This window comes from Wolbachia endosymbiont of Dactylopius coccus, from assembly GCF_977011065.1.
This window is the reverse complement of record NZ_OZ347065.1, coordinates 683,113-709,472: the sequence shown is the minus strand read 5'-3', so window position 1 is coordinate 709,472 and position 26,360 is coordinate 683,113. Positions and strand designations below refer to the sequence as shown.

26 protein-coding genes and 4 pseudogenes are annotated in these 26,360 nt (G+C 35.1%); 22 read left to right on the top strand and 8 right to left on the bottom strand.

Translation table 11 applies throughout. From position 1 onward, the window contains the following. Positions 1–23 precede the first annotated feature (23 nt). Positions 24–842 (top strand): annotated as a pseudogene (locus ACWHVF_RS03940) (major capsid protein); the annotation flags it as partial. Positions 843–854: 12 nt separating this feature from the next. Here the strand turns inward: ACWHVF_RS03940 and ACWHVF_RS03935 are convergent. Beyond that, positions 855–1,607 carry an IS5 family transposase gene (locus ACWHVF_RS03935; RefSeq protein ID WP_064085756.1) on the bottom strand — a complete coding sequence of 251 codons (753 nt, stop codon included), beginning with the start codon at positions 1,605–1,607 and terminating at the stop codon, positions 855–857. Between the two features lie 81 nt (positions 1,608–1,688). Here ACWHVF_RS03935 and ACWHVF_RS03930 point away from each other — a divergent pair. The 18 genes and pseudogenes from ACWHVF_RS03930 to ACWHVF_RS03845 form a co-directional block, all read left to right on the top strand. Beyond that, positions 1,689–1,883 (top strand): annotated as a pseudogene (locus ACWHVF_RS03930) (major capsid protein); the annotation flags it as partial. Positions 1,884–1,971: 88 nt separating this feature from the next. Continuing rightward, a complete protein-coding gene (locus tag ACWHVF_RS03925; protein ID WP_064085755.1) occupies positions 1,972–2,277 on the top strand; it encodes a head-tail joining protein in 306 nt (101 codons plus the stop codon). A gap of 1 nt (position 2,278) precedes the next feature. Continuing rightward, complete coding sequence (locus ACWHVF_RS03920) at positions 2,279–2,779, top strand: phage tail protein (RefSeq protein ID WP_447933187.1); 501 nt, start codon at positions 2,279–2,281, stop codon at positions 2,777–2,779. Next, a complete protein-coding gene (locus ACWHVF_RS03915) occupies positions 2,776–3,252 on the top strand; it encodes a hypothetical protein (RefSeq protein WP_064124761.1) in 477 nt (158 codons plus the stop codon). The genes ACWHVF_RS03920 and ACWHVF_RS03915 overlap by 4 nt, the downstream gene beginning before the upstream one ends. Beyond that, the gene (locus ACWHVF_RS03910) at positions 3,239–3,703 is read left to right on the top strand and encodes a phage baseplate assembly protein V (protein WP_064124760.1); all 465 of its coding nucleotides are present in this window, start codon (positions 3,239–3,241) and stop codon (positions 3,701–3,703) included. Before ACWHVF_RS03915 ends, ACWHVF_RS03910 begins: the two co-directional genes overlap by 14 nt. Then, entirely contained in the window at positions 3,700–3,957 is a 258-nt protein-coding gene (locus tag ACWHVF_RS03905) for a PAAR domain-containing protein (RefSeq protein WP_208571775.1), read from the top strand. Before ACWHVF_RS03910 ends, ACWHVF_RS03905 begins: the two co-directional genes overlap by 4 nt. A gap of 2 nt (positions 3,958–3,959) precedes the next feature. After that, positions 3,960–4,286, top strand: coding sequence for a GPW/gp25 family protein (locus ACWHVF_RS03900; protein WP_064124697.1), 327 nt, complete (start codon positions 3,960–3,962; stop codon positions 4,284–4,286). 2 nt (positions 4,287–4,288) lie between these two features. Beyond that, the gene (locus tag ACWHVF_RS03895; RefSeq protein WP_064124696.1) at positions 4,289–5,074 is read left to right on the top strand and encodes a baseplate assembly protein; all 786 of its coding nucleotides are present in this window, start codon (positions 4,289–4,291) and stop codon (positions 5,072–5,074) included. Beyond that, positions 5,074–6,237 (top strand): phage tail protein, encoded by a 1,164-nt coding sequence (locus ACWHVF_RS03890; protein WP_064124695.1) that lies wholly within the window; start codon positions 5,074–5,076, stop codon positions 6,235–6,237. The genes ACWHVF_RS03895 and ACWHVF_RS03890 overlap by 1 nt, the downstream gene beginning before the upstream one ends. A 169-nt stretch (positions 6,238–6,406) precedes the next feature. Further along, the gene (locus ACWHVF_RS03885; protein ID WP_447933186.1) at positions 6,407–7,117 is read left to right on the top strand and encodes an ankyrin repeat domain-containing protein; all 711 of its coding nucleotides are present in this window, start codon (positions 6,407–6,409) and stop codon (positions 7,115–7,117) included. 25 nt (positions 7,118–7,142) lie between these two features. Continuing rightward, positions 7,143–7,631 (top strand): ankyrin repeat domain-containing protein, encoded by a 489-nt coding sequence (locus ACWHVF_RS03880; protein ID WP_447933185.1) that lies wholly within the window; start codon positions 7,143–7,145, stop codon positions 7,629–7,631. Between the two features lie 4 nt (positions 7,632–7,635). Further along, on the top strand, positions 7,636–8,067 hold the full coding sequence (locus ACWHVF_RS03875) for a DUF2924 domain-containing protein (protein ID WP_447933184.1): 432 nt from the start codon (positions 7,636–7,638) through the stop codon (positions 8,065–8,067). A gap of 9 nt (positions 8,068–8,076) precedes the next feature. Continuing rightward, complete coding sequence (locus ACWHVF_RS03870) at positions 8,077–9,564, top strand: recombinase family protein (RefSeq protein ID WP_447933183.1); 1,488 nt, start codon at positions 8,077–8,079, stop codon at positions 9,562–9,564. Positions 9,565–9,629: 65 nt separating this feature from the next. Further along, the gene (locus ACWHVF_RS03865; protein WP_447933182.1) at positions 9,630–10,622 is read left to right on the top strand and encodes a hypothetical protein; all 993 of its coding nucleotides are present in this window, start codon (positions 9,630–9,632) and stop codon (positions 10,620–10,622) included. A 166-nt stretch (positions 10,623–10,788) separates the two neighbouring features. Beyond that, positions 10,789–11,772 carry a DEAD/DEAH box helicase family protein gene (locus ACWHVF_RS03860; RefSeq protein ID WP_447933181.1) on the top strand — a complete coding sequence of 328 codons (984 nt, stop codon included), beginning with the start codon at positions 10,789–10,791 and terminating at the stop codon, positions 11,770–11,772. Between the two features lie 420 nt (positions 11,773–12,192). Next, positions 12,193–14,274 carry an ankyrin repeat domain-containing protein gene (locus tag ACWHVF_RS03855; RefSeq protein ID WP_447933180.1) on the top strand — a complete coding sequence of 694 codons (2,082 nt, stop codon included), beginning with the start codon at positions 12,193–12,195 and terminating at the stop codon, positions 14,272–14,274. Between the two features lie 33 nt (positions 14,275–14,307). After that, on the top strand, positions 14,308–14,631 hold the full coding sequence (locus ACWHVF_RS03850; protein WP_447933179.1) for a hypothetical protein: 324 nt from the start codon (positions 14,308–14,310) through the stop codon (positions 14,629–14,631). A gap of 58 nt (positions 14,632–14,689) precedes the next feature. Next, positions 14,690–15,346 carry an exopolysaccharide biosynthesis protein gene (locus ACWHVF_RS03845; RefSeq protein ID WP_447933178.1) on the top strand — a complete coding sequence of 219 codons (657 nt, stop codon included), beginning with the start codon at positions 14,690–14,692 and terminating at the stop codon, positions 15,344–15,346. 562 nt (positions 15,347–15,908) lie between these two features. Here ACWHVF_RS03845 and ACWHVF_RS03840 read toward each other — a convergent pair. The 4 genes and pseudogenes from ACWHVF_RS03840 to ACWHVF_RS03825 form a co-directional block, all read right to left on the bottom strand. Further along, positions 15,909–19,361 (bottom strand): cytoplasmic incompatibility factor CifB, encoded by a 3,453-nt coding sequence (locus ACWHVF_RS03840; protein WP_447933177.1) that lies wholly within the window; start codon positions 19,359–19,361, stop codon positions 15,909–15,911. Positions 19,362–19,374: 13 nt separating this feature from the next. Further along, entirely contained in the window at positions 19,375–20,784 is a 1,410-nt protein-coding gene (locus tag ACWHVF_RS03835) for a hypothetical protein (RefSeq protein WP_064085761.1), read from the bottom strand. 273 nt (positions 20,785–21,057) lie between these two features. Continuing rightward, positions 21,058–21,564: pseudogene (locus ACWHVF_RS03830) on the bottom strand (pyrimidine dimer DNA glycosylase/endonuclease V); the annotation flags it as partial. Next, positions 21,565–22,509 (bottom strand): Rpn family recombination-promoting nuclease/putative transposase, encoded by a 945-nt coding sequence (locus ACWHVF_RS03825; protein ID WP_447933176.1) that lies wholly within the window; start codon positions 22,507–22,509, stop codon positions 21,565–21,567. Positions 22,510–22,913: 404 nt separating this feature from the next. Between ACWHVF_RS03825 and rnhA the strand changes: the two genes are divergently transcribed. Beyond that, the gene (rnhA, locus tag ACWHVF_RS03820) at positions 22,914–23,438 is read left to right on the top strand and encodes a ribonuclease HI (protein ID WP_447933175.1); all 525 of its coding nucleotides are present in this window, start codon (positions 22,914–22,916) and stop codon (positions 23,436–23,438) included. Between the two features lie 79 nt (positions 23,439–23,517). Beyond that, positions 23,518–24,072: a hypothetical protein gene (locus tag ACWHVF_RS03815; RefSeq protein ID WP_064085757.1), complete on the top strand. Its 555-nt coding sequence runs from the start codon at positions 23,518–23,520 to the stop codon at positions 24,070–24,072. On the opposite strand, the gene ACWHVF_RS03810 is transcribed toward ACWHVF_RS03815, so the two are convergent. The 3 genes from ACWHVF_RS03810 to ACWHVF_RS03800 form a co-directional block, all read right to left on the bottom strand. After that, entirely contained in the window at positions 24,037–24,378 is a 342-nt protein-coding gene (locus ACWHVF_RS03810) for a transposase (protein WP_447933027.1), read from the bottom strand. The genes ACWHVF_RS03815 and ACWHVF_RS03810 overlap by 36 nt on opposite strands. Beyond that, positions 24,375–25,386, bottom strand: a protein-coding gene (locus ACWHVF_RS03805; protein ID WP_447933063.1) for an IS630 family transposase whose coding sequence is annotated in 2 segments (ribosomal slippage) — positions 24,375–24,935 and positions 24,937–25,386 — 1,011 coding nt in all. Because the reading frame shifts where the segments join, the coding sequence is not laid out codon by codon here. Before ACWHVF_RS03805 ends, ACWHVF_RS03810 begins: the two co-directional genes overlap by 4 nt. A 45-nt stretch (positions 25,387–25,431) precedes the next feature. After that, positions 25,432–25,896 carry an IS5 family transposase gene (locus ACWHVF_RS03800; RefSeq protein ID WP_447933025.1) on the bottom strand — a complete coding sequence of 155 codons (465 nt, stop codon included), beginning with the start codon at positions 25,894–25,896 and terminating at the stop codon, positions 25,432–25,434. A gap of 80 nt (positions 25,897–25,976) precedes the next feature. Here ACWHVF_RS03800 and ACWHVF_RS03795 point away from each other — a divergent pair. Continuing rightward, a pseudogene (locus tag ACWHVF_RS03795) lies at positions 25,977–26,348 on the top strand (IS630 family transposase); the annotation flags it as partial. Between the last annotated feature and the right edge of the window lie 12 nt (positions 26,349–26,360).

Here is a 26,360-nt window from a genome sequence, read left to right as displayed (position 1 = left end):
AATACAAAAGGGGAAAAGAAAAAATGCAAAATCCATTTACAAATACAACATTTAGCATGACGGCACTAACAAATGCGATAAATATATTGCCGATAAATTATGGACGAGTTGAAAATTTAAATTTGTTTCCAAGTAGATCAGTAAGATTTAGACATATCACCATAGAAGAGCAAAATGGAGTATTAAGTTTACTACCAACGCAGTTACCCGGAGCACCAGGAGCAGTAGGAAAAAGAGGAAAAAGAAAGGTAAGAACATTTACGATTCCACATATTCCACATGATGATGTAGTGCTGCCAGAGGAAGTACAGGGGATAAGAGCATTTGGGTCAGAAAGTGAACTTAAAGCGCTGGCAGATGTAATAACTGATCATTTGCAGCTAATGAGAAATAAACATGCAATAACGTTGGAGCATTTGCGAATGGGAGCGCTGAAAGGAATAATTTTAGATGCTGATGGGTCAGAGTTATTAAACCTTTACAACGAATTTGAAATTACACCGAAAGTAGTAAATTTTGCCCTTGGAACAGCGACAACTGATGTAAAGCGTAAGTGTCTGGAAGTATTGCGGCATATAGAAGATAATCTAAGTGGTGAATATATGACTGGAATTCATGCCTTGGTAAGTCCTGAGTTTTTTGATGCACTAACTTCTCATGCAAAAGTAAAAGAAGCATATGAAAGATGACAAGAAGGAGCAGCGCTAAGAAATGATATGAGGTCAGGATTTACGTTCTGTGGAATCACATTTGAGGAATATAGAGGACAAGCAACCGATCCTGAAGGAACGGTTAGAAGATTTATTGAGAAAGATACAGGGCATTGTTTTCCACTAGGCTCTGTGGACAAAATTTTAGAGAAGCCATATGAGAGCTCCAACAAAATTTAGAAATCCCATGTAAACCTCTGCGGTCTTGTCAAATCTGGAAAAAATGCGCCTAAAATTTTTAATTTTACCGAAAAAGCACTCAATCAAATGACGTTCTTTATAAATATGCTCATCATAGTATCTTTGCACTTTTCGATTCCTTTTTGATGGAATTACGATTTCACATTTCCTGTTTTCAAGGCTGACCACAAAAGCATTGCTGTCATAACCCTTATCAGCTACTACAATGGAGTTATAGACATTTTTTGTTAATACTTCAGCTTGTGTAATTTCATTCCTCTGGCCAGGAGTAAGTATAAATTTTAAAGGATTTCCCAATGCATCAACAAGTGCATGAATTTTAGTCGTAAAGCCACCTTTACTTCGCCCTAAAGCCTCTTGATCCTTCGAATCTTTTGTATATCCAGCCGAACATGGATGGGCTCTAATGATCGTACCGTCGATTATGACGGCTTCTAAATCTGGCTCTTGTTTTGTGTACTCCAATAAATTTTTCCAAATACCCCTTTCGCACCATCTCTTAAATCGTTTGTGTATACTTCTGTAATTGCCATAGATTTTCGGCAAAAGTTGCCATTGGCAACCACTTTGCGCCATATACCACACTGCTTCTATGAATATTCTTAAACGTTTTTCGTCTTTACTATGCATTCCTTTTATGCCTTTTATGAATTCTAAAATTTGTTTCCAATTTCTTTCTTTTATATAATATTCCATTCGGTAGTTTCTCCATTTTTATGTTCATTTGGTTAAACTACCACTTTTTTTCTCCCTCTTCATATTTTTTGTCCACAGAGCCTAGGAACAGCGAGCACATTTACAACATATTTTGCACCAGCAGATTTTAATGAAACGGTAAACACACTAGGACAGCCACTATATGCAAAACAAGAGCCAAGAAGATTTGATAGAGGGACCGATTTACATACACAGTCAAATCCTTTGCCAATGTGCCATAGACCTGGCGTATTAGTCAAAGTTACTGCAACATAACAATACCGGTAGAATGAATGTAGTGAGGTATTCTACCAGTATGTTCCTTCTTAGCATACTTATAAACCTTAATACATAAAATGGAGAAATGCAAAAAAATATTAAGAGACTACTAAAAGATTGTTTTGCCCATTTAGGAAAAGTGGCTTTGTATGAATCAAATGATAAGTCATATGTGGTACAAGTACTAAAACAACAGCCAGATAAATTATACGAGATTGGTGAAGGACAATTTGTGGGAGAGATGCTTTTTCTTGAGGTAAACGTTTTTGATGTACTGAAGCCAATGGTGGGAGATATTTTTGTTATTGATGGTCGTAAATATAAAGTATATTCTCCACCACTTAGAGATAAATCTGGAATGGTCTGGCGAATCGAAGCGTATGGGGTGTAAAATGTCTGTGCATATAGAAGTTGAGGTAATAGAAAGTGTAAATGCTAAAAGAAAAAAAATAGAATTAGCAATAGTGAGAGCGTTAAACAGAACAGCACTATGGCTAAAATTGAAGACAGCAAAAGAAATTAGTGAGGAAAAGAAGATAAAATTAAGTTTGATAAGAAAGAGATTAAGAATTTTTAAGGTGAAAACTAGCAGATTAGAAGTGTTAATTAGAGCAAATCTCTATGACATTAGAGCATCGACAATTGGCAAAATACAAAAAACAAGAAGAGGATCGAAAGTAGGAAAGCATGAGTTTATAGGAGGATTTGCAGCAGTTATGCCAAAAGGAAATAGCGGTATTTTTAAGCGTGAAGGAAGAGCAGCATTGCCAATAAAGGAAGTTAAGTTGCCATTGAAACCAGAAGCATCAAAAGTAATAAGAGATCTTGTTAATTATGAGATTGAGAAAGTCTTTACAAAATTTTTTGAACGTGATATTACAGAAAATGTATGAATTTTAAAGATTTGCATAACGCAATCTGCAATAAATTAAAGGAAGAAATACCAGCAATTCAAACGTGTGAAATTTATCCATCGATAAGAAAAGAATTATTAGCACCAGCGGTATTTGTAGAACTTAGCAGTCTTGAAAAAGGAAGTGATCCAGGTACAGGTGAACTAGCTCTGAGGGTAAGATTTGAGGCACGAATAGTGATTGATAGCACAATAGAAAATGCACCTATTATTGTTAGATCATTAGCTAGCGAAGTAGCAAAAGTAGTAAATAAAAATACTTGGAATGTGGAAAATGTTTCACCAGGAGAATTTATATCAGGAGGAGGAGATGATTTTAGGCCAGAGCTCGATGCATATTTAGTGTGGATGGTTGAATGGGTGCATACAATACACGTAGGTCGATCTATTTGGAAAGAAGGAAAATTTATGCCACACAAAATAGAAATCAGTGAAATAAATGTTAGAAAATAATTTTGCAATTTCGGAACTACAGAGGAAACTGGCCAATATTGTTCGTATAGGAGTTGTAAAAGAAATAGATTATGAAAAAGCAAAAGTAAGAGTTAAAATAGGAGATATTGTAACAGATTATCTACCATGGATAACAAGTAAAGCAGGAAAAGATAGAGATTGGTCTCCGCCAGATATCGATGAACAAATTGTGGTATTTTCTCCTCTTGGTGAACTATCATTAGGAGTAGTATTACCAGGAATATATCAGGAAAAATACCATGCACCAGAGAATAAAAAAGAAATAAATAGTATAAAGTTTCAAGATGGGACGAAGTTTACATATGATAAGGAAAAACATCATTTAGGAATTGAAGTAGTGGATAAAATAACACTTAAGGCTGGGGGATCAAGTATAGAAATGACAAAAAGTGGAATCAAACTGAAAGCAGAAAGGATCGACTTAAATTGAACAAAGGAATAGTGAGGTTAGGAGACTACTGTGGAGAAGCTATACCACATTTCTGCATTAGCGGAAGTAATAATGTTTTTGTAAACGGTAAGTCAATATGTAGACAAGGAGACAGTTTTAGTGAAGGAAAAGTAATGATTCAAGGATCAAAAACAGTGTTTGCAAATGGTTATGGTGTAGGAAGAGTAGGAGATATAGTTTCATGTGGGTTTAAAGTAATAAAAGGCAGTGAAAGCGTCTTTTTTGCAAAATAGAAATGAAGGGTATGGATGCTAAAACAGGAAAAGCGTTAGAAGAAATAGACCATCTTAAACAATCAATAATTGATATATTAACCACTCCAGTAAACAGTAGAATAATGAGGAGAAGTTATGGTTCAAGGCTATTTGAATTAGTAGATAAGCAAGTTAATCGTGATTTAACACTAGAAATTTATGCAGCAACAGCAGAAGCACTGGGGAAATTTGAGAGGAGATTTAAGTTAGAAAAAGTAAAAATGACAGAGGTGAAAGAAGGAAAAGTAACGCTTGACCTAGAAGGATTATACGTACCAAGTGGGAAAAACATTCGCTTTATAGTATAAAGATGCAGCAGACTAACATTATTGAGCCACTGAACTTTGAGGAAATATTTTCGAGAATGAAAGAAGAGTTAGTGCGTAGAGATGAAAGTTTTACAGCATTAGTTGAAAGTGATCCAGCGATAAAGATTCTGGAGGTAGCAGCATGGCGAGAACTTTTGCTTAGAGAAAGAATAAACGAAGCTGTAAAAAGTAATTTACTAAAATTTGCAACGGGAGAAGATCTTGATAATTTAGCTGAGTTTTATGGAGTAGAGAGAGAAAAAGAAGAAGAGGATGAAAGATTTAGAAAGAGGGTAAAAGCAAAAATAAAAGGCTGGAGTACAGGAGGAAGTAAAGAGTATTATCGTTATCATGCACTGTCGGCAGATAGTAGAGTAAAAGATGCATTAGTAGAATCACCTATACCAGGGAAAGTACAAATTTCAATCTTATCAACAACAACTGGCATGGTGTCAGAAGAACTACTTGAAATTGTAAAAAAGCAGGTTACTAGAGATGATATAAGGGTTTTAACAGATACGATAACAGTAATTGGTTGCAATATTACGGAAATAGATATTCACAGCAGAATGAGCATAAGTCCTGTAATATCGAAGGAGGAAATCAAGAAGCAGTTCATTAAGAAGTTTGAATTAGCAAAAAGATTAGGGTGGAGTGTAACAAGATCTTGGATAATAGCGAATCTATTTGTAGAGGGTGTAGAGAATGTAGAATTAATAGAACCAAAAGAGGATGTTGTAGTACTGGGGAATGAGTGTGCAAAGTTGCGAAATTTAAAGATTGAGTAATGCTGTTACCCCCAAACGCAACAAAGCAAGAGCAAGCATTGGTTGATGCAACAGATTATAAGGTTGATCCAAGCTGTACAAGAGGGTTTAAATTTAGATTAGAAGAGGAAACATTGCCGTGGTTGATTGAGGAATATGAATTGGGGGAAATACTACGCTGGGTAAAAGATAGAAGAAAAGCCATAGTAGAAGGAGTAAAATTTCAAAGACTACGTGGAACACCTGCCTCACTCAAAATAGCACTAAAATGGGCAAATATAGAAGATATTACAATCATTGAGGAGCCACCTGGAAAACACTTTTTTGAATTACAGATAGGAATAAAAGATGTTCCAAATAACTTTTTTGTAGATGCAGTTGTAGAACTTGCAAAACTATCATTACCCGTAAGATCGCGACTAATGAGGATTTTCAATAATCACTATAATGTTAGCAGATTTATTTTAGATGAAAGCTTTTTTGGAAGTTTGTTATCGGATTACTCAGGGATAAAAATTGAAAAAGATGGACCAGTATTATCGTTTGGAAGAGTAAATTTCTTCAGGTTTAGTGTTACGTCAATTAAGGTTATAGAGAGTTATCTACGTAACCATTATGAGCAAGCATTTAGTAATGACATATATCGGTTAGATGTAGCAGTGCTTGGGGAAACAGAGCCTCACACGAAGGATTACAAAGGCATCTATGAAAGAAATCATCAGTGGTATAACTTAAAAGCACTACATCCATTACCACAGAGCTTATTGTCAGAAATAAAGTTTGCAAAAGCACAGATAGTCTTATCAGACAACAGTTGGAATTTAGGAGAAATAAACGCATGTTTTCCAGTTGGTAGTGTAGAGGAAAGAGGAAATAAATTTGTATTGGGAAGCAATAAACTTTCAGGGCAATATTGGAGTTTAAAACACAAGCCAATTTTAGAAAGGTTTAGCGTTACTCACCATTACAAGGTAGAAGATTTTACCAATCAAGAAGTTATAAGATTTGGTATAGCAGAGCACAATATTCATTTTGAAAGTGAATTAGATTTAGAGCAAAAAGACTCAATACACGAATTAGAAAATTACATTTTAGTATTTTACCCGGGAGTACTGAAGTGGCACGAACATCGATATTTGCACAGAAGTTGGAAAAATAGTCAAGTAATATGTGTAATAAGTTAAGTGCTTATACTTATATCCTCATATATATTATTAATAATAGGTAAAAGTGTATGAAATAAAAAGAAAAAGGACTTGCTTTCTCATGCTAAAAAGGACATGACTTGAATAGCAGCAGGTAAACATAAGAAATTTATCTAACGCTAGAAAAGCTAATTTTGTGAGGTATAAAATGAGTTTTAGCAAGAGTAAGTTTTTTAAAGAAGTATCAAGTAACGGATTTAAAGATATTAATAAAAGAAATGAAGAAGGAGAGACGATCTTGCATCAAGCAGTAGAAATCTCTGATTACAAAACAGTGAGATTATTAATAAAAAAAGGGGCTGAGGTTAATGCAAGGGATAAAAATGGTTATACACCACTACACTGTGCAGTATTTGCGAAAAGCTTAGAAAATGTAAAAGTGCTGCTAAGGGAAGGAGCAGAAGTAAATGCCACTCAATATGTCACTGGATGTACGCCACTGCACTCTGCGTGCAAAATAGGAGGAGCAGGAGTTGAAATAATAAAAGAGCTAGTAAAAGCAGGAGCTGAGGTTAATCAACTGAATAAATATGGCGCAACACCAATGTATTACATCTGGGAAAGTGAAAAGTATTGTTCATGGAATAGCGAAGAGAATGAAAAGGCGAGCAAATTTCTGAGAGAAAAAGGAGGAATAACAAAAAGTAGAGAACTGACGTGTTATGGAATAGAGGGGCTAGTGGGAGAAATAGCAGACATGTTGAATGGAAGCTACATGCCGGAGCTAAAAATAATAGAGATAGGAGAAATAAGGAAGAGAGACAAATCGCTAATAAAGAAAGAATGTCAAAATTTAGCAAACAAAATAATGAACCAAGTGAACGAAATGATAGATGAGGTGGTGAGAAGGAAGGCTTAGGTTTAAAGAAGAGGTGAGGTAGATTATGATAAAGCTTGGCAAAAAAGAGGAGTCACTATTAGAGAACTCATATAAAAATATTTATGCAAGAGACAAAAAGGGAAGAACAGTTCTACATTACGCAGTAGACGCAAAAACAGTGAGATTATTAGTTGAAAAAGGAGCGAATGTGAATGCAGCAGATGTAGAAGGACACACAGCACTGCACCTAGCGGTAACGGAGAAACGTCTAGAAACCGTGAGAGAATTGATAAAATCAGGAGCGAATGTAAATGCTGAGGAATATGGAAATAAATGCATACCTCTACACCTTGCGTGCATGGTAGGTGAAAAAGAAATAGTGGAGGAGTTAGTAAAAGCTGGAGGAGAAATAGAACAAGCGGATGAATGTGGGATGACAGCGATGGATTATGCAAAAAATAGCAAAGAAATAGCCGAGGTGTTGGAGAAAGAAACGGACAGAATTGAAAAGTTATTTGAACGGCAAAGTGGGAAACCTTTTACGATAGGCTAAAAATATGGAAAAAGAAACAGAAAAGAAAGTAATGAATTTAGAGAAAAAAGCGTTGGTAGAGTTGAGAAGAATATGGAAGAAGGTATATGGGGAAGAGGCGCCTAGATACTCAAAGAAATATCTGATACCAAGATTAGCTTATAGAATGCAGGAAAAAGCGTATGGAGAAATGTCAAGAAAGGGGACAAAAAGACTAGAGTATCTGGCAGATCGGCTAGAGAAGGGAAAAAGAATAAGTAGCGATAAATTACCAGTAGAAGGGACAGAATTAATACTAGAGAGAGGAGAAGAGACGCATGCAGTAATGGTAACAGATAAGGGTTTAATCTACAGAGAAGAATTTTTCACGTCATTGTCAGCAGTAGCCGGAAAAATAATGGGAATGAGTTACAACGGACCTTTATTATTTGGAATGCGTGATAAAAGTGGAAATTGAGGAGAGAGAATGCTAAAAGAAGTAAGGTGTGCGATATATACAAGAAAATCAAATGAGGATGGACTAGAACAAAAGTTTAATAGTCTTGATGCGCAACGAGTAGCATGTGAAAAGTACATAAAAAGCAGAGAGGGTTGGGTAATATTGGTAAAAAGGTACGATGATGGTGGCTATTCAGGAAAAAATTTAGAAAGACCAGCGATAAAGGAGTTATTTGAAGATGTTAAAGGAGGAGAAGTAGATTGTGTAGTAGTGTACACACTAGACAGACTATCAAGGGAAACAAAAGACAGCATAGAAGTAACATCATTTTTTAGAAGGCACCGAGTAAATTTTATAGCAGTAACGCAGATATTTGATAATAATACGCCAATGGGAAAGTTTGTACAAACAGTGTTATCAGGTGCAGCACAACTAGAAAGAGAAATGATAGTGGAGAGAGTAAAAAACAAAATAGCAACATCAAAAGAACAAGGTTTATGGATGGGTGGAACTGTGCCGCTAGGATATGATGTCAAAGATAAAGAATTAATAATAAATGAAAAAGAAGCAAAAATAGTAAGGCACATATTTGAAAGATATTTGGAGTTGAAGTCAATGGCAGAGTTGGCAAGAGAGTTAAATAGAGAAGGTTACAGAACAAAATCAGATATCTTTAAAAAAGCGACGGTGAGGAGAATAATAACAAATCCAATATATACTGGAAAGATAAGACATTATGAGAAAGAGTATGAAGGAAAGCACGATGCAATAATAGAAGAGGAAAAGTGGCAAAAAGCACAAGAATTGATAAAGAATCAAACATATAGAAAAGCAAAATATGAGGAAGCGCTGCTTAGGGGAATAATTAAGTGCAAGAGCTGTGGTGTAAATATGACACTGACATACTCAAAAAAAGAGAATAAAAGGTACCGATATTATGTGTGCAATAACCATTTAAGGGGAAAGGGTTGTGAATCAGGAAGCCGAAATGTAATAGCCGGAGAAGTGGAAAAAGAAGTGATGAAGAAAGCGGAGCAGCTATATGAAAATGGGAAAGAAAAGAGGGAAGAAAAATGGAAAAATTTAAGTTTTGGAAAGCAGAAAGAAGTAGTGAAAAAGTTAATAAAGGAAGTAATGGTAAAAGAAGATGGAATAGAGGTGAGTTCTGAATCAGAGGAAAAATTTATACCAATAAAGAAGAAGGGAAAGAAATGCACGGTAGTAGAGCCAGAAGGAAAAACAAATAATGCGTTACTCAAAGCAGTGGTAAGAGCCCATTCCTGGAAACGTCAACTAGAAGAGGAAAAATATAGAAGTGTAAAGGAGCTGAGCATGAAAATTAATATAGGTACAAGACGTATACAGCAAATTTTAAGGTTGAATTATTTAGCACCAAAAATTAAAGAAGACATAGTAAATGGGAGACAGCCAAGGGGTTTGAAGTTAGTTGATTTGAGAGAAATACCGATGCTGTGGAGTGAGCAGGTGGAGAGATTTTACAAATTAGTGTCTTAAAAATTACACAATTAATACTTTTCTAACACAAATCACTTATAGAAGAGATAAAGGACAAAAGTAATATGAGAATACTAAAAAAAGCTCCGAGCGTACTAAAAAAAGTTGATAGAGCAGATATAACCTATGAGTTTGCAAGTGATGATGGTCAGTTAACAAGTGAGGGCAAAAAGAAAGTTTTAAAATTGTCGAAAAAACTAGAGAAAGATAAAAATGCTGTTAAGGAACTTGAAAAATTCTCCAATATACAAGAGATTCTAATGATAGAAATAGTTCGCAAATGTGAATGGCAAAAAGAGAGACTTACGTTATTACAGCACGCTTTACTTTATAGTCATAAGGAAACTTTGGAGTATGTGATAAAAGAAGCTGAACAATATAAACTTTTTGAAAAGATTGCTGATAAGAAAATTATCTTAGAGTGCTTAGATGGTCAAGGAAACTCAATAAACAAGAGTTATAGTACTGTTATATATGAAAACAGTACAGTACAAAGAAAAACTTTAAAACCCAGAGGAGAAACTGCTAGCACTGTTGCTGTAGGTACATTAACTGAAATCGAATTGTGTGAGAGTAGCGAAGGAGCTAAAAATTTCTCAAACATAGAGGAATCAAGAGACTTTGATGTGCCAGAAAATATTGAGAAAGTGAAAGGTGGATTACAAATAAAACAGCAGGCCAATATTACAGAAACTGACACTAAGTTATGTAAAGACACTAATGAGTACTTTCGGCCAATATTAGAAAGCAAAGAAAAAACACAAAATGCCTCGAATGACCTTTCTTCAACTACATATTTTAATAGTGGATCCGGCAAAGGAAATTTTACAAATGAGAAATCATCAATTCAACCAATTATGGCTGGTGTGGTTGGGGTAGTGCTACTGTTAGGTGGTATTGTATCATATGTTATGGAAATGCATACTATAGCAGTGGTTGGAATGGTTATTGGATTAGTTTGTATAGGCTTTGGGTTGCATAACGTGTTAAAACCTGATACAAAGCTTGAGAAAGTGAAAGATATAGAACAATCAAATTATCCATTGAAGGCAACATAAAAGGTTATATTCAGAAATATTGAGGTTGAAATTTCAAGGTAAGGGTTTGATTTCTTATGAAGTATTGACAAAGTCATGATATTATTATATTATTAAAAGTATGTAGAGTTAGGATGCAGTATATCTACTATATTAGCTTTTGTAGATTGAATCGAGGTAGTGAAGTATGTATTTCGTGTTTTATTGTGATGAGTTTAGTGAAGATGATTTAGTAAGGGATGGAAAGTCTTTAAAAAGAAAGTACGATGAGTTAGTTCAGGATTTAAAGGCAAATAAACATACAACTCTGGGAGATGTGAAGTTAATAAAAGGTGATGGAGATATCAAATATTTTCGAGCTAAATTAAGTGATAGTGACAGGTTATTATTCACGAGTATAAAGTATAAAAAAGAAGGTGAAGAAAAAGAAGGGGATGCTTTTGTTATTTTGGAAATAATACTGAATCATGAATACAAAAAATCAAAATTCTTAAAAGACAAGGAGAAAATAAAAAGCATAAAGATAATAGATTACAACGGAGAGGGTAAAAAAATTCTTGATGAAGAGGTAGGAGATGTTCCAAAAATGCATTGGTTAGGGAATTTTGTTACTTTTAGTGCAAAGCAAGAGGATATAGTTGAAGGTGATGAAGAGAAGTATAATTTGCCTTTAGTTATTAGTGGACATGCTGGTAGTGGAAAGACGTCAGTGGCTTTAGAAAAGCTTAGAAAGATAGAAGAAGAGTTTAAGGAGGGAAAGATTCTGTACATCACTCAATCTGAAAGTCTGATAAAGAAATCAAAAGAATTATATGAATATGAATACTGGGATGAAGCTGAGAATAAATTTAAGGTTGGTACTTCTGAAAGAATTGAGTTCATATCTGTACATGAGCTTATAGAAAGAATAGCAAAGGAAGATGAAGAAATAAGAAGGCATGTAGAGGGAAAGAAGCCAATCTGTAGAAATACATTTTTTTCATGGTTCAAAGAAAAATGTGAGAAAGGTAAATTTAAGAAGTACAAGAAAGACGGAGATAAAGTATTCGAAGAATTTACCGCTGTGATAGCTGGAGGAAACTTTGGGGGAGAAGGAGGAGAAGGGAAGTATATTGATCTAGGAGGTAGAGAATCTATCTTTCCTAAAGAAGAAAGAAAAAAAAATTTATAGTCTTTTTGAAGAGTATAAGGAATTTATAGAAGGAAGTTCAGAATATTATGATACAGTCTCACAGCTTGTGAATGTGTAAGAAATATACAGAACAAGAAAAATGAAGAGGGTTATGATGCAGTTGTTGTAGATGAAGTTCAGGATTTAACTAAAAGCACATTAAATCTAATATTGGGAAGCTTAAAAGAGGAGAGTAAGAATAATTTTTTGTTATGCGGTGATGTTAATCAAGTAATACATCCAAGTTTTTTTTCTAGATCTAAATTAAAGAACTTTCTCCTTCAGAATAAATATATAGAAAACAGAGGGTCAGAAGTTTTTTATAATCTGGAAAAGAACTATCGTAATAGTAAACAAGTTATTGAACTTGCCAACCGTGTACTACACTTTAAGAATCATTGCTTTGCTTCAGAAGACAAAATGACAGAAGAAGAGAAAAACCTTTTTTTCATGGAAAGTAATACTGATGAAAAAGGTAATGTCGGCTTTCTTGATAAGGATAAAGCGCAAGAAATAGCAGAAAAAATATCTGAGTCCATAAATTATGCTGTTCTAGTTCTGAATGATAAGGATAAAGAGGATGTTTGTAAATTGTTTAATACTCAACTTGTGTTTAATGTACAGGAAGCTAAAGGCTTGGAGTTTAAGAATGTGATTCTTTACAAGTTCGATGAAGCGTATGAGAAAATATGGGATATAGCATGTAAAAGCAAGGGAGAAGGTGATATTAAGAAAGCTATTAGTGAAATTCGTTCTCTATATGATGAAAAGGATGTTAACATTTCAAGACCAAAGGATAAGGAAGGTAAATCTTTTGAGGAGAATAAATTTTATGTGAATGCCCTATATGTTGCAGCTACTCGTGCTATTGATAGTGTTTATATTTGTGATGATGAAAGTAAAAAAGGACATTCTTTATTGAAAGTAATCAAACCAGAGGAAAAGGGTAACGTAGATATAGAGAAAGAAGAATCTAGTCCTGAAGAATGGAGAGATATGGCACTAAAGTTAATAGGTAACGGAAACATAGAGCAAGCTAAGGATATAGCAATTAGATTAGTAGAAAAGCAAGAACGAGAGAGAGTGAAGGAAATCGTAGATGCCTTGAAAGCTGGAGGATGGGATAAAGAGGCTGAAGAGATACAGTCTCTCTATAAGGATAAATTAGGGCAAGTAGAGGAATCATTTTTAGGGTTGGATATTAATAGAGAAGATAAAGGGGCTTCTGCCAGCGAGCGAGAATGCAAACAAGAGAACTCCGAGAAATTACTGTTAAATTTAAAAGACATGATATCTAAAAGGCGAAACGGTGAATTTAAGAGAAAGTTTCAGGAGAATTCATGTAGTGTGAATGATTGTGAAGAGCTGCTTTTGTACGCTTCAGGCAGAAATAATGTTAGCATAGTTAGGTATTTAATTGTCGAAGGAGCTAGTGTTAATGCTAAGGTTGAAAGTGGGGTTACTCCTTTGCACATAGCAGTAGAGAATAGTCATAAGGATGTAGTTGAGATTCTTCTGAAGAAAGGGGCTGAGGTCAATGCTGAGGCTGATCGGGGTTTTACTCCTTTGCACATAGCAGTAGAGAATAGTCATAAGGATGTAGTTGAGATTCTTCTGAAGAAAGGAGCTGAGGTCAATGCTGAGGCTGATCGGGGTTGTACTCCTTTGTACATGGCAGCACAGTGCGGTCATACTGGTATAGTTGAGATTCTTCTGAAGAAAGGGGCTAATGTTAATGCTGAGACTAACGAGGGGTCTACTCCTTTGCACATGGCAGTAAGGAATGGTCATAAGGATGTAGTTGAGGTTCTTCTGGAGAAAGGGGCTAATGTTAATGCTGAGACTAATGATGGCTTTACTCCTTTGCACACGGCAGCGCAGTACGGTCATACTGGTATAGTTGAGATTCTTCTGAAGAGAGGGGCTGAGGTCAATGCTGAGGCTGATTGGGGTTATACTCCTTTGCACATAGCAGCACAGTGCGGTCATGCTGGTATAGTTGAGATTCTTCTGAAGAAAGGGGTTCGTATTAATGCTTGCAATGAGCGGAATTGTACTCCTTTGCACATAGCAGTAGGGAATGGTCATAAGGATGTAGTTGAGGTTCTTCTGGAGAAGGGGGCTAATGTTAATGCTAAGGGTGATCGGGGTTTTACTCCTTTGTACACAGCAATACAGAAAGGTGATAAGGATATGGTTGAGATTCTTCTGAAGAAAGGGGCTAATGTTAATGCTAAGGGTGATCGGGGTTTTACTCCTTTGTACACAGCAATACAGAAAGGTGATAAGGATATGGTTGAGATTCTTCTGAAGAAAGGGGCTAATGTTAATGCCAGCAATAACGAAGGTCATGTTCCTTTAGCACTGGCACTAAAGCATGGGTATTCTGAAGTAGTTAAACTTCTGCTTTCTGACCCAAATGTTAATATTGGTTGTGTAAAAGCTATATCTGTTAAAGACAAAGGAGATTTAAAAAAAATGTTTTCTGAAAAATTGCGTTAGGACATGGATTTGCTTAATAAGGTAGGGGAAGTAGTGAAAGAAGTAGATGAAACTAAGTTAAAAAAATTACTGAAAGAGATAAAGGAATTGCTGAAAAAAGGAAATGATTATGGCTTTAAACCAGGTTTGAATTACTCTAAAGATGGTACTGAAGAAAATACTACTCTTAAAATTGCTCTTGAAAAAGGTAATGAGGAGCTGCTAAAACTCCTATATAATTATGCTAAAGGGAATATCTGTGATAAAATATTAGTACAGCTCAAACGTACTATAGAAAGAAAAGAGGGCTCTTGTCCTGTAAGTGGTTTGGATGATGTTTCTGTTTCTAGACATTCAAATCAAACTAAAACTTTTTAAGTTATGTAAGAAGTCTATGGTGATTAGCTATTAGAAATAGCTTTGTAAAAAGGTAGTTATGAAAAAATGTAAGAATTTGACTGAAGATAAAAAATTAGCATCTTTTATTCTAAAAGAGGTTGCATACACTGGTACTACTAATAGTGATAAAGTGACGTTGTTTGATATTAAAACAGCTCTACAAGAACGAGGTTTTGGTATTTTAATAATTATTTTCTCCTTGCCACTGTCTGTACCTATACCAGTTCCACCTGGCTATACAACTGTACTTTCCATACCTTTAATTTTATTTTCACTACAGCTTCTGCTTGGGTTTAATTCTCCCTGGATGCCGCATTGGTTGGAAAGGAAATCCTTTAAACGTTCCACACTAGCCCTTGTAGTAAAAAAAACTTTACCTGCATTAAAAAAAATAGAAAAATTCATGAAACCAAGAATGTCTTTTATTTTCTGCAGGCCAGGTGAAAAGATTTTGGCATTTATAATGTTAGTTTGTGCGTTGGTGATAGCCAATCCGTTTCCATTAACTCACTTTATCCCAGCAATTGGTACAACTCTTATTTCACTTGGTATTATGAGTAAGGACGGTCTTGTCTCGATACTTGGAGTGTTAGTATCTTTGTGTGGAATATTATTTGCTCTGATTGTAATAGTTAAAGGCCCACAGCTTATAATGGGTACATTTTCTTTTCTAAAAAGTTTTGTCTACGGTTAATCTTTACTGCGAGCAAATTACATATTTTAGAGAAACATCATGACAACCAGTGTGGGAGCAAATTCTTTTGTTTACTGTTTGCGCTTCAAAATTGTAAAAAAAGATCCTATCTTTGTGAGAATAATTTGAACAAAAGCGGTGTTGTGAAAATAAGGGCTTGAAGTCTTTGCAACAAAACCAGGCCGATCAGTTCATATCTAAATCTGGTGAAGGCAAGCCAATATAGCTAGTTTTAGCGTATAGTAAAATTATTATAAATAAAAGTTCGTACGGATCGTTTGGTAGACCAACTGATTCCAAAAAGAACACCTCTCACGCTTGCTGGTTTTGGGTGCTGGAAGTGGTTGCTTCGTTTAAATTTATTAATGCTATATACTACCAAATTAATAATTGCTCATTTAAGAACCTCCTTCAACTTTACCCAACTCGACACATATACTTTTTGAAACATTGCTGCAAATAGAAAAAAACAGGTTACCCACCTTAACTTCTTTAAATTTGCTCACAATCTCTACTTGATGCATAAGGTTTTTGTTACACTCCTTTCATCTACCGATTACCTCTACCTACCGCCTTTGCTAAGGTCAGAAACACGACTAGCTTCAGGACCTTCTAAGCTCGACTGTGGCAGGTCACCAAAATTACTGGAATCACTAACACCAAGCGATATAGGTGCTTCTACTAATCCATACCCTCCTCCTACTCTGTGATATCCTAATTCTAGATAGGTACGTAGTAATGGATCAATTTGCTCTCTATTTTGAATGTATGCTTGCAATTGCACATCTTGAAATCCTTGATCATTCGCGAGTAATTGTGAAATGCCTACTCTTATGTTCTGAAAGTAATTTCTATCTCTGTTTGGGTAGCCTCTTCCAAGAAAATCGCGTATTATATTTATGATATTCTGCACTTGCCCAACAGGATTTTCGTTTAGAACTTGATTAATATCACTAGCATTTTCTAATGCCCATAAACCACAATTCCAACCATCTGTTTGCTGACGAACAGAAACATTATTAATCCTAACATTATTTCCTAAATTATTTTGAATGATATCAGTAATACCACCTGGAACAGCAGTAGCAGTTGAATCAGCATAGTACCCAACATAATTCCCATTTTGACGTTCAATCACTAGTGTAATCCAATGAGTATTATTTAAAGTAATGATTAAAGTTAAACGCTGTTGTTGTTCATTTTCCCTAAATTGATTTAATACTCTAACAATGTGCTCGTTACCGTCATTCCTTGCCAAATTAGCTACTTCAAAAGTGTGATTACCTTCAGTACGAAGCTGATATCGCAATCTTCCAGCGTGAGCTATATCAATTTGTTGAAGCCAGTAATCATAATGTCCATTTCTCGTCGCAAATTCTAGTGTAATTAGGTCACTCACTTCTATCCCTTGATTTCCAAGAATATCTCTTATTTGTCTTCTTATTCCTTGTGCTGTAGGAATGGCATTATCACCTTCTCTTGTTCTTGATCTTAGTATTTCCATTGCCTGTATTCTAGTACCTTGCAAGTAACTAAACGGAACATGTAGATTGTCGTCTATATCAAGCAAAAAAATCGAATTTTGTCCTGGTGCTTTTTCTTCGTAAAAACGCCTAAAGTTTTCACGAGTCTGATCTGATAATAGACCTTCTGGTGGATTCTCATCAATAACACTTTCAGGTCCCACTAATCCTCCTGGTCTTGAGCTGCGACCATGACGATCAAGCCTGTGTACATACTCTTCTCTTCCTATCCCTTCTGGGAAAAGTATAAGATTACCTGCTTCGTGTGCATCTCTATTAAACACAATAGGAAACAAAACCACCTCATTTCCAGAAGTAATAGGTATAAATCCTCTGTGTTGTTTCTTAAGTCTTCCGATTTCTTGTCCTGCATTACGCTGTTCCTGCTCTACTGCCCCTGCATTACCAGCAAATCTTAATACATATCCAATTGGATGAGTATCTGGATTATCCCTTGTAAATTGTCTTAATAACAAAAGACCTAACCTCTGTTTTGTAACTCTTGTGCGTACTTCTGCCATTCTTCCTTCTTCTATTCTTATGTTAGGACTATATGCCTGTCCTACTGAGTAGCCAGCAAGCACTTTATCAGGATTGTCACTAGCATAAAATGCACCATGTAACATAGACCGAAATTTGTCCTCACTATCTACATCTATTATTACATTATCGTTCATATTCTCTGGCATTAATACTCTAGAAAGAGCTCTAAATAATTCTCTATGCTGAGCTATATTTTGCCAGCCATCATTCATAACTTGATTCAAAGTATTATGTACATTTTCAGCATTAGGCACTTGTACAAGATCACCATCAAGAAAATCATTTGCATTATTATTTTGATAATTGGGATATAAACCAAGGTCATTTGGTAGATCAATATCTAGTTCAAGTTGATTATTAAGCGTGCATGAAATTTCCCATACATGAATATTATTCCTATTAATATTAAGATCTTGCAAGTTGATGGCTCCTTGTTGTTGCGCATCGTGAGCTCTAATATGAAATATAACTATATCAGAACCTTGACCATAAAAGACCATAGTTAAAGCACGATCACCATTATCATATCTAAATATATACTTTCTTACACGTACTCGATCTTCTCCTTCTTCCAGCTCTAAATACTCTCTATCAAAAGCACTACTTCCAAAAGCAAAGCAAGTTATGCAATCAAATATTCTATCATAATTCTCTGCATTTCTTGGTATTTCAGCAGGAAGATGGTGAAGTAAAAAATCTCTAATATTTCTTCTAATTTCTTCATTTTCTACACAATCAAATAATCTTTGTACTAAAGGAAATCTATCCTGTTGAAGCCCTCCTGTATCAACACTAAAAGGATCTATATTTAAATTAAAATTTAATCCAACACAGGTAACATGTTCTGATTCAGTATGAATAGGTATAAATGAAGAAACATGTAACCTTTTAGCGTAACCTGTGGCAAGATTTAATGCAGTATGAGACCACGTTCTTCCTGCAGCAAGGCTAATAACAGTAGGGATATTCCCTCTTTCTGCTTGATGACGTACAAGAAAAGCAACATATGAATTTCCAGGAGACAATTCAAGGTCAATATCTATTGTGCAGAGATGACTAAAATTCGCTAAAAAACCTAATAAAAACCCATGACTCTCAAATTTTTGATTGCGATCTTGAATATCATTTTCTAGTGTGCCTGCATAATTACGATAGATTCGAGTTATATATGGCAAAATTTCTTCGTACATTCCATCTCTTACATCTTGTCTTTGGTTACTTGTTAATATTTCCATAAAGTTGGAAATTCTTTGTTGACCTGGTGCAACTTGCACAAAATTGACCAACTCACCAAGTTGCCTGAGCTGATTTCGATTGAGTCCTCTTCCTTCTATTTCCTTAATTGTCAATCTGTGATCTCTTAAAAGCTGTCTAATAAGATTGATTTCAGATGCTGAATATTTGGCAAATTTATCCCTACCTTGACGATCTTTTTCACGAATTACCTCGAATACTGTTGCAATTGCCTCTCCCTGACTCTTGCCCTTTCCATGCATGCATACTTTGTATTGCTCAAAATTTAGGTCCTCTTCTCTCAAATTTGGATTTTGCCGTCTAACCTCTCGCACTAGAGCATTTCTCTCCCTTGTACTGAACCTTAGCCCATCACTATTAGGACGATCAGAAATACTGTAGCATCTGACAACTTGCTGTCCGCCACGATTACTAGTTAAAATAACAACTTTTAGATTTCCCGTATTTCGATTTTCACCATTACGTGGATTAACACCATGGTTATCAAAACGAAAATAGACTCTCTCACTTGCATTTAAGATATTAGCATCATGTGCAGTGGCAAACATACTAAAAAAGAATACAGGAAGGAAACGACCTGCATTCACATAATTCAAGAAAGATGGACATTGATCTAAAAAAGATTCAAATCTTTGTCTGAAATCTTCAAGATCTCCATCTACTAAACTCCTAATAAGTCCATCACGATTATTCATATAAGATACCCCTCTATTTTCTACGGCTAGAAACACCGCTCACACTAGGAGCTTCAAACTTAGACTGCGGACCATCATCAAGTGGCAAAGATACCTTAGATTGAGACCGTAAATTATTCCAAGGACCATCACCTACAGGAGGTAAAGTTGTTTTCTCTAACTCAGAGAATAACTCTTCTGCAAATGGACCATAATCTACATTTACTTTCTTGCCTTTCCTACCACATAATCTAAGGTTTTCTATCATGACTTCTTTAAAAAGTTCAAACTTTTCAGGGAAGCAACCCTTAGCAAATGACATTATATCTAATATTTCTTTTTTCTCTATTTCTTTTTCCCTATCAGGCTCATAACCATCTTCTCGTTTCCAGTTAACTATTAAACCTGCAAGCATGCCACTTACATGAACTGTATAATTAGAAGTATTAACGGCAGCCTTTCTGTATTCAACAAAGCGGCCACACTTCCAAATCTCCATAATAAGAGATCTAGCTTGAACACTTGACTCAGGATTTTTCAACATTACATGTGAGAGTGATGAAAGAAGAAGTTCATACTCTCGCTGTGAGAATATTTTGTCTGAATGGTCTCCTCGTGCTGAAACTCCTTCATAACACCAACACTCCACTAAACCATGAACTGTATCAAAAAAACATGAATCTATTAATTGAGCAAAAAGGGAATATGCCCCCTTATCTTTCTGCGATAATTTCTGCAAAAGAGTATCTTTGTCAGCTACCTTATTTACACAAAAATCTAAAATAGGAGCATCTTTCTCAACAGATTGAACGCGAGATAGAGCAATAATGGCTTCTGTAAGCTTCTTTTCTTTATCTTCTTCTTTTAGATGATTATAAAAATACTCTACTCCTTCACTCCACTTAAGTTTTACAGCACTGTCAAAGCCTTCTACTGCATCATACTTCTTTAATTCCCCAGATTCTCTATCAATCCAGAAATCAAATACAGGACCTTTCCTTCCAATGCCACCCAAAAGCGAGTTTCGTATGTACTCATCAGTTATAGGATTACCTCTACTATCAAGTTCATCAGAAGAAAATCCATTTTTGTAGGATTCAAATGCTTTTTGAAAGAGTGGATGAATTTTATCTATAACACAATAACTACAAGCCATCTCGTATTTGCGAAGTGGATTATCGATTTCTCCTATTTTTTCTTCAGTCAACCTTTGACCTAAAACAACATTATTTAATTTTATACCAGACCAGCAATCTTCATCTTGGAATACATTGTACAAAAATTGCAGCTTATCATCCTTAAAGGATTTTATATGCTCTATATAGGTTTCTACCCACCTTTTGATAGCTAGACGCCTCCCAACAGCGATTTCAGGATCTATATGTTTTATAACATCCTGTAATTTTTTAAGTACTGCAGCATGACGCTCTGTTTTTCTTGGCATTAACCCTCCTATTAATTAATAGTATTATGTAAAAGTGGTATTGTACATACATTAGAATGGATTGCAACATAAAAATTACTAGAATGGAGAATTTAATAAAAAACGTTATGGCTAAAACTTCTCTTCTTGAATCTTATTAATGTGATCAATAAAAAGGCCGATCATTTTAGCTATAACATATACCGGCCTTAAGTAAATTTTTAGCGCTATTTTAGCTTTTTCTTCGCCGATTAGGATGTCTTCTCTATTTATGAGCTGTATCAGTTGTGGGTAGATTATCCAATCCGGTGCTTCTCTGCCCTTTTCCCACTTAGCAAACCTTATCTTTTCCTTGAGATAATATCTCCTATAAGCTTCCACAGCACTGCTGCATTTATGCTGATCCGGCAGTGCTTGTATAAAAGCTTGTCTATCGACTGATTGAAAAATTAGCAAATCCTTATTATTATCACACCAATCTATAACTTCTTCGGATTTATGCGTTCTTTTGTATCGCAAGCTATACTCTATGCACAATTCTTTTCCATGCTTTATCAACCAATTAAAGTTTCCTTTTGAGTGTCTAGCCCATAGAGAACAAGGGTGGTTTTTGTGAGTAAGTTTATATGGAACTTCTATATTCTGGTCTGTGATGCTGACTAAAGGATTTTGCGCTTTTAACGCAATTGAAAAAACACTACTAAGTAATTGAGCAGTTTCTAAGGGCATTTTCACTATGTGCTTATCGCATAACATTTGTGCTGCAGTTACAGGATTTTCGTCTAATACAAAGATATTCACCTAAGCATCTAGAGATAGTAGGCCTTTAACTTCATTAGCCGTAAGACCAGTAGTTTGAACTACGATATCGGTAGAAACCCCTGCTTTAAGTAGATTCTTTGCCACAGCTATTTTAGCCTGTTTTTCGCCCTCTTCTCTGCCTTTTTCATGACCGATTAGGATGCCTTCTTCTCTACCTTCTTGTCTACCTTCTTGTTTACCTTCGTCTCCGGCATCATCAAGACGTTGTTCCAAGATAGCAGCTTCTTTCTGTAAATCCATGACCCTTTCTTCATAAGCTAGGAGATCCTTCTCATTCCAATGAAACTTATCTAACTCATCATATGCTAATTTTATTATTGGTGATTTTTCTGCTATTTTCCTTAAATCTTCATCAGTTGTTTCTTCTGCATATTTAAAGAAAAATAGCCAACGGTCTACTACATTTTCTAGCTGCTCTTCCCTGCTCTTAGGAAACTTTGGCAGCTCAATGAAGATAAATTGAAAATCTTTTAAGTCATGCTCGTTAGTTTTTTCATCTCTTATGGTATGGCTAGATATATAATCAAGCTTATCAGGAAATAAATTACAATTGGAAATAGCAATAAAGAAAACCTTCTTTAAATCAATGTACTTACCACCTTTATCAGCCTGCCTTGAGTAAGCCTTAGCAGCATATAATTGAGCCCGTTTTTCGAAGCCTTTATCACGAGCGAGTTGCATTTCCGCAATATACCTATTTCCGTATGAATCCTTACAAAGAACATCAACAATGCTTTGTTTATCAGAAGCAATTTCAGGATTCATGATAGTGCTAAGAAACTCAACATCTTGAATAGTGTTAACCCCAGTAAAGCCTAAGATGTCATTTAAGAAGTGAATAAGGATATTCTTATTTTTTTCAGTGCCGAATATTTTTTTGAATGTCAAATCTAGCTTAGGATCTAAAAATTTCGAAAGAGCCATGAGAAAAAAACCTAAAAAGGATTAATAATTATACACAATTGTGAAGAAATGTTCAACCTTTTTATGCTGAAGTCTATTAAAGTGGTAAATTTAGCTAAATTTCAAGAGTTGGCAAAAAACTGCCTTCATAGATGACCCTAGAATGCTACTACGCATCTCAGACGTCCCTTTATAGATCTTTTTATAACCCCCTCATAAAGCGCCTAAAAACCCCAGCAAATGAATTTATGGATTCAGTAGCTATTAAAGAGCTTTAAAAACACTTATTTTTGGTGTGAGAGGTTAACCTCCTAATAAAAATACGAGCCCAAAAGCTCAATTACCTAACATCGCGAGATTAACCTCTCACACCTTCATAATAAAAAATCCGAAACTCAATATCAACATATTTCAGTAGAAAATTTATGTTAAATCCATATTCTGTTAGTATGGGCGAAAAAAAGAAGGTTACAATATATACGGATGGAGCTTGTTCTGGAAACCCTGGTCCAGGAGGCTGGGCTGCTGTAGTTATGTATGAAAATAAAAGTGTCTTTATCAAGAAACGTATCTCTGGAGGTGAAGAAAACACAACGAACAACAAGATGGAGTTAAAAGCTGTAATTAATGGTCTCAAGATGTTAAAAGTTTCTTGTAAAGTGGTTTTACATACTGATAGCCTTTATATCAAACAAGGTATAACAGAATGGATCAACAAATGGAAGATAAATGGTTGGAGGACGGCGAATAAAAGCCCAGTAAAAAACATGGAATTATGGAAAGAGCTAGATGAAGTTGCTTTACAGCATGACGTTAATTGGAAGTGGGTTAGAGCTCACAATGGTAATACGTATAACGAGGAGGCAGATAAGCTTGCCAGAAAGGAAACTAAAAAGCTGAAATATAGGAATCATGAGATTCAGAAACCACTAAAAAGAGACATAAATTGAAGACCATAGCAATATAAATTTTTGCATGATTTTCAATTAAAAATTCTATAATATAGCATGAGCATTTTCAACAAAACGTATGTTAGTACAACTTCTATCCAAGACTCCCAAGCAGTTAAAGGAGCATTGTGCATTATTAAGTAGCGAGGAAAAACAAAGTCTGTATAACGAAGTACTAAATGAAGTTAAAAATACATCCAGAGATTCAAGAGGCGGTATAGATCAGCTAAAGAAGTTGAGTAAAGTGGCTGTTGCAATAGAGGAAATTACTGAAAGTGAGTTACTAGAAAAGTTTAATCCATTAAGAGAAATTAATATTGCGATCTATGCTCCTGAAGAAGCTAAGAACTACTTATTTAGTCTCAGTGATTCATCAGAACTGTATGATTTGAAAGAGGATAGAGAAAAAGCAATTTATCAAGCAATAAAATCAAATGATAGAGAGTTAGTAAAACATCTGATGATGATTCTTACGTCAGGTGATATTGAACTTGAATTTTTTAAGGAATTAGAGATGTTACTGTCTAGAACATATGAAGAGTTAAAAGATAACTTATCGCAAGATATGAAGAATTATCTAGGCTCTGTGGACAAAATTTTAGAGAAGCCATATGAGAGCTCCAACAAAATTTAGAAATCCCATGTAAACCTCTGCGGTCTTGTCAAATCTGGAAAAAATGCGCCTAAAATTTTTAATTTTACCGAAAAAGCACTCAATCAAATGACGTTCTTTATAAATATGCTCATCATAGTATCTTTGCACTTTTCGATTCCTTTTTGATGGAATTACGATTTCACATTTCCTGTTTTCAAGGCTGACCACAAAAGCATTGCTGTCATAACCCTTATCAGCTACTACAATGGAGTTATAGACATTTTTTGTTAATACTTCAGCTTGTGTAATTTCATTCCTCTGGCCAGGAGTAATACCAATTCTCATTGTTGGTCATTCAAATAGGATACATAGCAGAGTTGTTTAATTGTGGAGTAGGTAAGAGAAGTAATAAATTTACACAAAGCACTCTCAAGCAAAGCAATAGTATCGTATATTTTATTGCGCAAAATGTTCTGTTTTACATACAACCAAAGCCTCTCAACTGGATTGAGTTCAGGTGAGTATGGTGGTAGGTATATAATCTCAATATTTTTAGGTACCTTTAAACTTTTCGACTTATGCCAACTAGCACAATCCATAACAAGAAAGGCTTCTCGTGGTCCCAAATATTGAGACATTTGCTCAAGAAATATATTCATACAATCAGTGTTGACATTCGGTGCAAACAAGCTAGAATTCTCCCCATTTCTAGGATTAACTGCACTGTAGAGATAAAAATTTTCCCTACCTAATTTTACCTTAACTTTTGTTCTGACGCCTTTTTTAAACCATCCATGCCCGGTCTTTGAATGTGTGCCAAACCGCGATTCATCGAAGAAAAACAGCTCTTTTTCAGGATACTTGCCAATAACTTCGTTGAGATTTTTTTTTGAATTCCTCTTATTTTCTTTTATCTTGTACATTGTGTACTGGTCTTGGTGTAATATAAGAGAATTTCATCTTTTGCATATAGCGGTGTACTGTAGATTTGCTAATATTTAAGCCGAACTTTTCCTGGATTCTTATTCTCATTTCTTTAATGGTAATATTAGGATTTTCTCCTACCCATGCTTCAACTTGCTGTAGTTGAGCCTGATTTAATTTAGTTTTTCTACGCCGTTGTGGAGGAGCAAACAATTTTTCTTCTCTGCCTAATTTCAAGAGTTTTATCCACGAAGTTAGTGCGCTTCTTGAAATGCAATATATTTTTGCTACAGCCGTTATACTATGCTTTTTTGCTGCAATTACAGCATTTAGTTTTTTTGCAACATATGCATTGTTCCTTACTTTCTTCAGCATTTTTTTTGCTGATTTTACTACTTCTTCATCCAATAATTTTGATCTTAGTGCCATTTATACCTCGACTATTTCACTTATTTCATTATGGCTTGTCTTCTATTATTGTCTATCTGTTTGCCGTGTAATGGGAATTGGTATAAGTATAAATTTTAAAGGATTTCCCAATGCATCAACAAGTGCATGAATTTTAGTCGTAAAGCCACCTTTACTTCGCCCTAAAGCCTCTTGATCCTTCGAATCTTTTGTATATCCAGCCGAACATGGATGGGCTCTAATGATCGTACCGTCGATTATGACGGCTTCTAAATCTGGCTCTTGTTTTGTGTACTCCAATAAATTTTTCCAAATACCCCTTTCGCACCATCTCTTAAATCGTTTGTGTATACTTCTGTAATTGCCATAGATTTTCGGCAAAAGTCGCCATTGGCAACCACTTCGCGCCATATACCACACTGCTTCTATGAATATTCTTAAACGTTTTTCGTCTTTACTATGCATTCCTTTTATGCCTTTTATGAATTCTAAAATTTGTTTCCAATTTCTTTCTTTTATATAATATTCCATTCGGTAGTTTCTCCATTTTTATGTTCATTTGGTTAAACTACCACTTTTTTTCTCCCTCTTCATATTTTTTGTCCACAGAGCCTAGAAATGGGGAGAATTCTAGCTTGTTTGCACCGAATGTCAACACTGATTGTATGAATATATTTCTTGAGCAAATGTCTCAATATTTGGGACCACGAGAAGCCTTTCTTGTTATGGATTGTGCTAGTTGGCATAAGTCGAAAAGTTTAAAGGTACCTAAAAATATTGAGATTATATACCTACCACCATACTCACCTGAACTCAATCCAGTTGAGAGGCTTTGGTTGTATGTAAAACAGAACATTTTGCGCAATAAAATATACGATACTATTGCTTTGCTTGAGAGTGCTTTGTGTAAATTTATTACTTCTCTTACCTACTCCACAATTAAACAACTCTGCTATGTATCCTATTTGAATGACCAACAATGAGAATTGGTATTA

What these genes read in the sequence shown, in the direction of transcription:
- ACWHVF_RS03935 (WP_064085756.1), bottom strand. Translation starts at nt 1,607, where the DNA reads ATGGAATATTATATAAAAGAAAGAAATTGGAAACAAATTTTAGAATTC.
- ACWHVF_RS03925 (WP_064085755.1), top strand. Translation starts at nt 1,972, where the DNA reads ATGCAAAAAAATATTAAGAGACTACTAAAAGATTGTTTTGCCCATTTA.
- ACWHVF_RS03920 (WP_447933187.1), top strand. Translation starts at nt 2,279, where the DNA reads ATGTCTGTGCATATAGAAGTTGAGGTAATAGAAAGTGTAAATGCTAAA.
- ACWHVF_RS03915 (WP_064124761.1), top strand. Translation starts at nt 2,776, where the DNA reads ATGAATTTTAAAGATTTGCATAACGCAATCTGCAATAAATTAAAGGAA.
- ACWHVF_RS03910 (WP_064124760.1), top strand. Translation starts at nt 3,239, where the DNA reads ATGTTAGAAAATAATTTTGCAATTTCGGAACTACAGAGGAAACTGGCC.
- ACWHVF_RS03900 (WP_064124697.1), top strand. Translation starts at nt 3,960, where the DNA reads ATGAAGGGTATGGATGCTAAAACAGGAAAAGCGTTAGAAGAAATAGAC.
- ACWHVF_RS03895 (WP_064124696.1), top strand. Translation starts at nt 4,289, where the DNA reads ATGCAGCAGACTAACATTATTGAGCCACTGAACTTTGAGGAAATATTT.
- ACWHVF_RS03890 (WP_064124695.1), top strand. Translation starts at nt 5,074, where the DNA reads ATGCTGTTACCCCCAAACGCAACAAAGCAAGAGCAAGCATTGGTTGAT.
- ACWHVF_RS03885 (WP_447933186.1), top strand. Translation starts at nt 6,407, where the DNA reads ATGAGTTTTAGCAAGAGTAAGTTTTTTAAAGAAGTATCAAGTAACGGA.
- ACWHVF_RS03880 (WP_447933185.1), top strand. Translation starts at nt 7,143, where the DNA reads ATGATAAAGCTTGGCAAAAAAGAGGAGTCACTATTAGAGAACTCATAT.
- ACWHVF_RS03875 (WP_447933184.1), top strand. Translation starts at nt 7,636, where the DNA reads ATGGAAAAAGAAACAGAAAAGAAAGTAATGAATTTAGAGAAAAAAGCG.
- ACWHVF_RS03870 (WP_447933183.1), top strand. Translation starts at nt 8,077, where the DNA reads ATGCTAAAAGAAGTAAGGTGTGCGATATATACAAGAAAATCAAATGAG.
- ACWHVF_RS03865 (WP_447933182.1), top strand. Translation starts at nt 9,630, where the DNA reads ATGAGAATACTAAAAAAAGCTCCGAGCGTACTAAAAAAAGTTGATAGA.
- ACWHVF_RS03860 (WP_447933181.1), top strand. Translation starts at nt 10,789, where the DNA reads ATGTATTTCGTGTTTTATTGTGATGAGTTTAGTGAAGATGATTTAGTA.
- ACWHVF_RS03855 (WP_447933180.1), top strand. Translation starts at nt 12,193, where the DNA reads ATGACAGAAGAAGAGAAAAACCTTTTTTTCATGGAAAGTAATACTGAT.
- ACWHVF_RS03845 (WP_447933178.1), top strand. Translation starts at nt 14,690, where the DNA reads ATGAAAAAATGTAAGAATTTGACTGAAGATAAAAAATTAGCATCTTTT.
- ACWHVF_RS03840 (WP_447933177.1), bottom strand. Translation starts at nt 19,361, where the DNA reads ATGAATAATCGTGATGGACTTATTAGGAGTTTAGTAGATGGAGATCTT.
- ACWHVF_RS03835 (WP_064085761.1), bottom strand. Translation starts at nt 20,784, where the DNA reads ATGCCAAGAAAAACAGAGCGTCATGCTGCAGTACTTAAAAAATTACAG.
- ACWHVF_RS03825 (WP_447933176.1), bottom strand. Translation starts at nt 22,509, where the DNA reads ATGGCTCTTTCGAAATTTTTAGATCCTAAGCTAGATTTGACATTCAAA.
- rnhA (WP_447933175.1), top strand. Translation starts at nt 22,914, where the DNA reads ATGTTAAATCCATATTCTGTTAGTATGGGCGAAAAAAAGAAGGTTACA.
- ACWHVF_RS03815 (WP_064085757.1), top strand. Translation starts at nt 23,518, where the DNA reads ATGTTAGTACAACTTCTATCCAAGACTCCCAAGCAGTTAAAGGAGCAT.
- ACWHVF_RS03810 (WP_447933027.1), bottom strand. Translation starts at nt 24,378, where the DNA reads ATGAGAATTGGTATTACTCCTGGCCAGAGGAATGAAATTACACAAGCT.
- ACWHVF_RS03800 (WP_447933025.1), bottom strand. Translation starts at nt 25,896, where the DNA reads ATGGAATATTATATAAAAGAAAGAAATTGGAAACAAATTTTAGAATTC.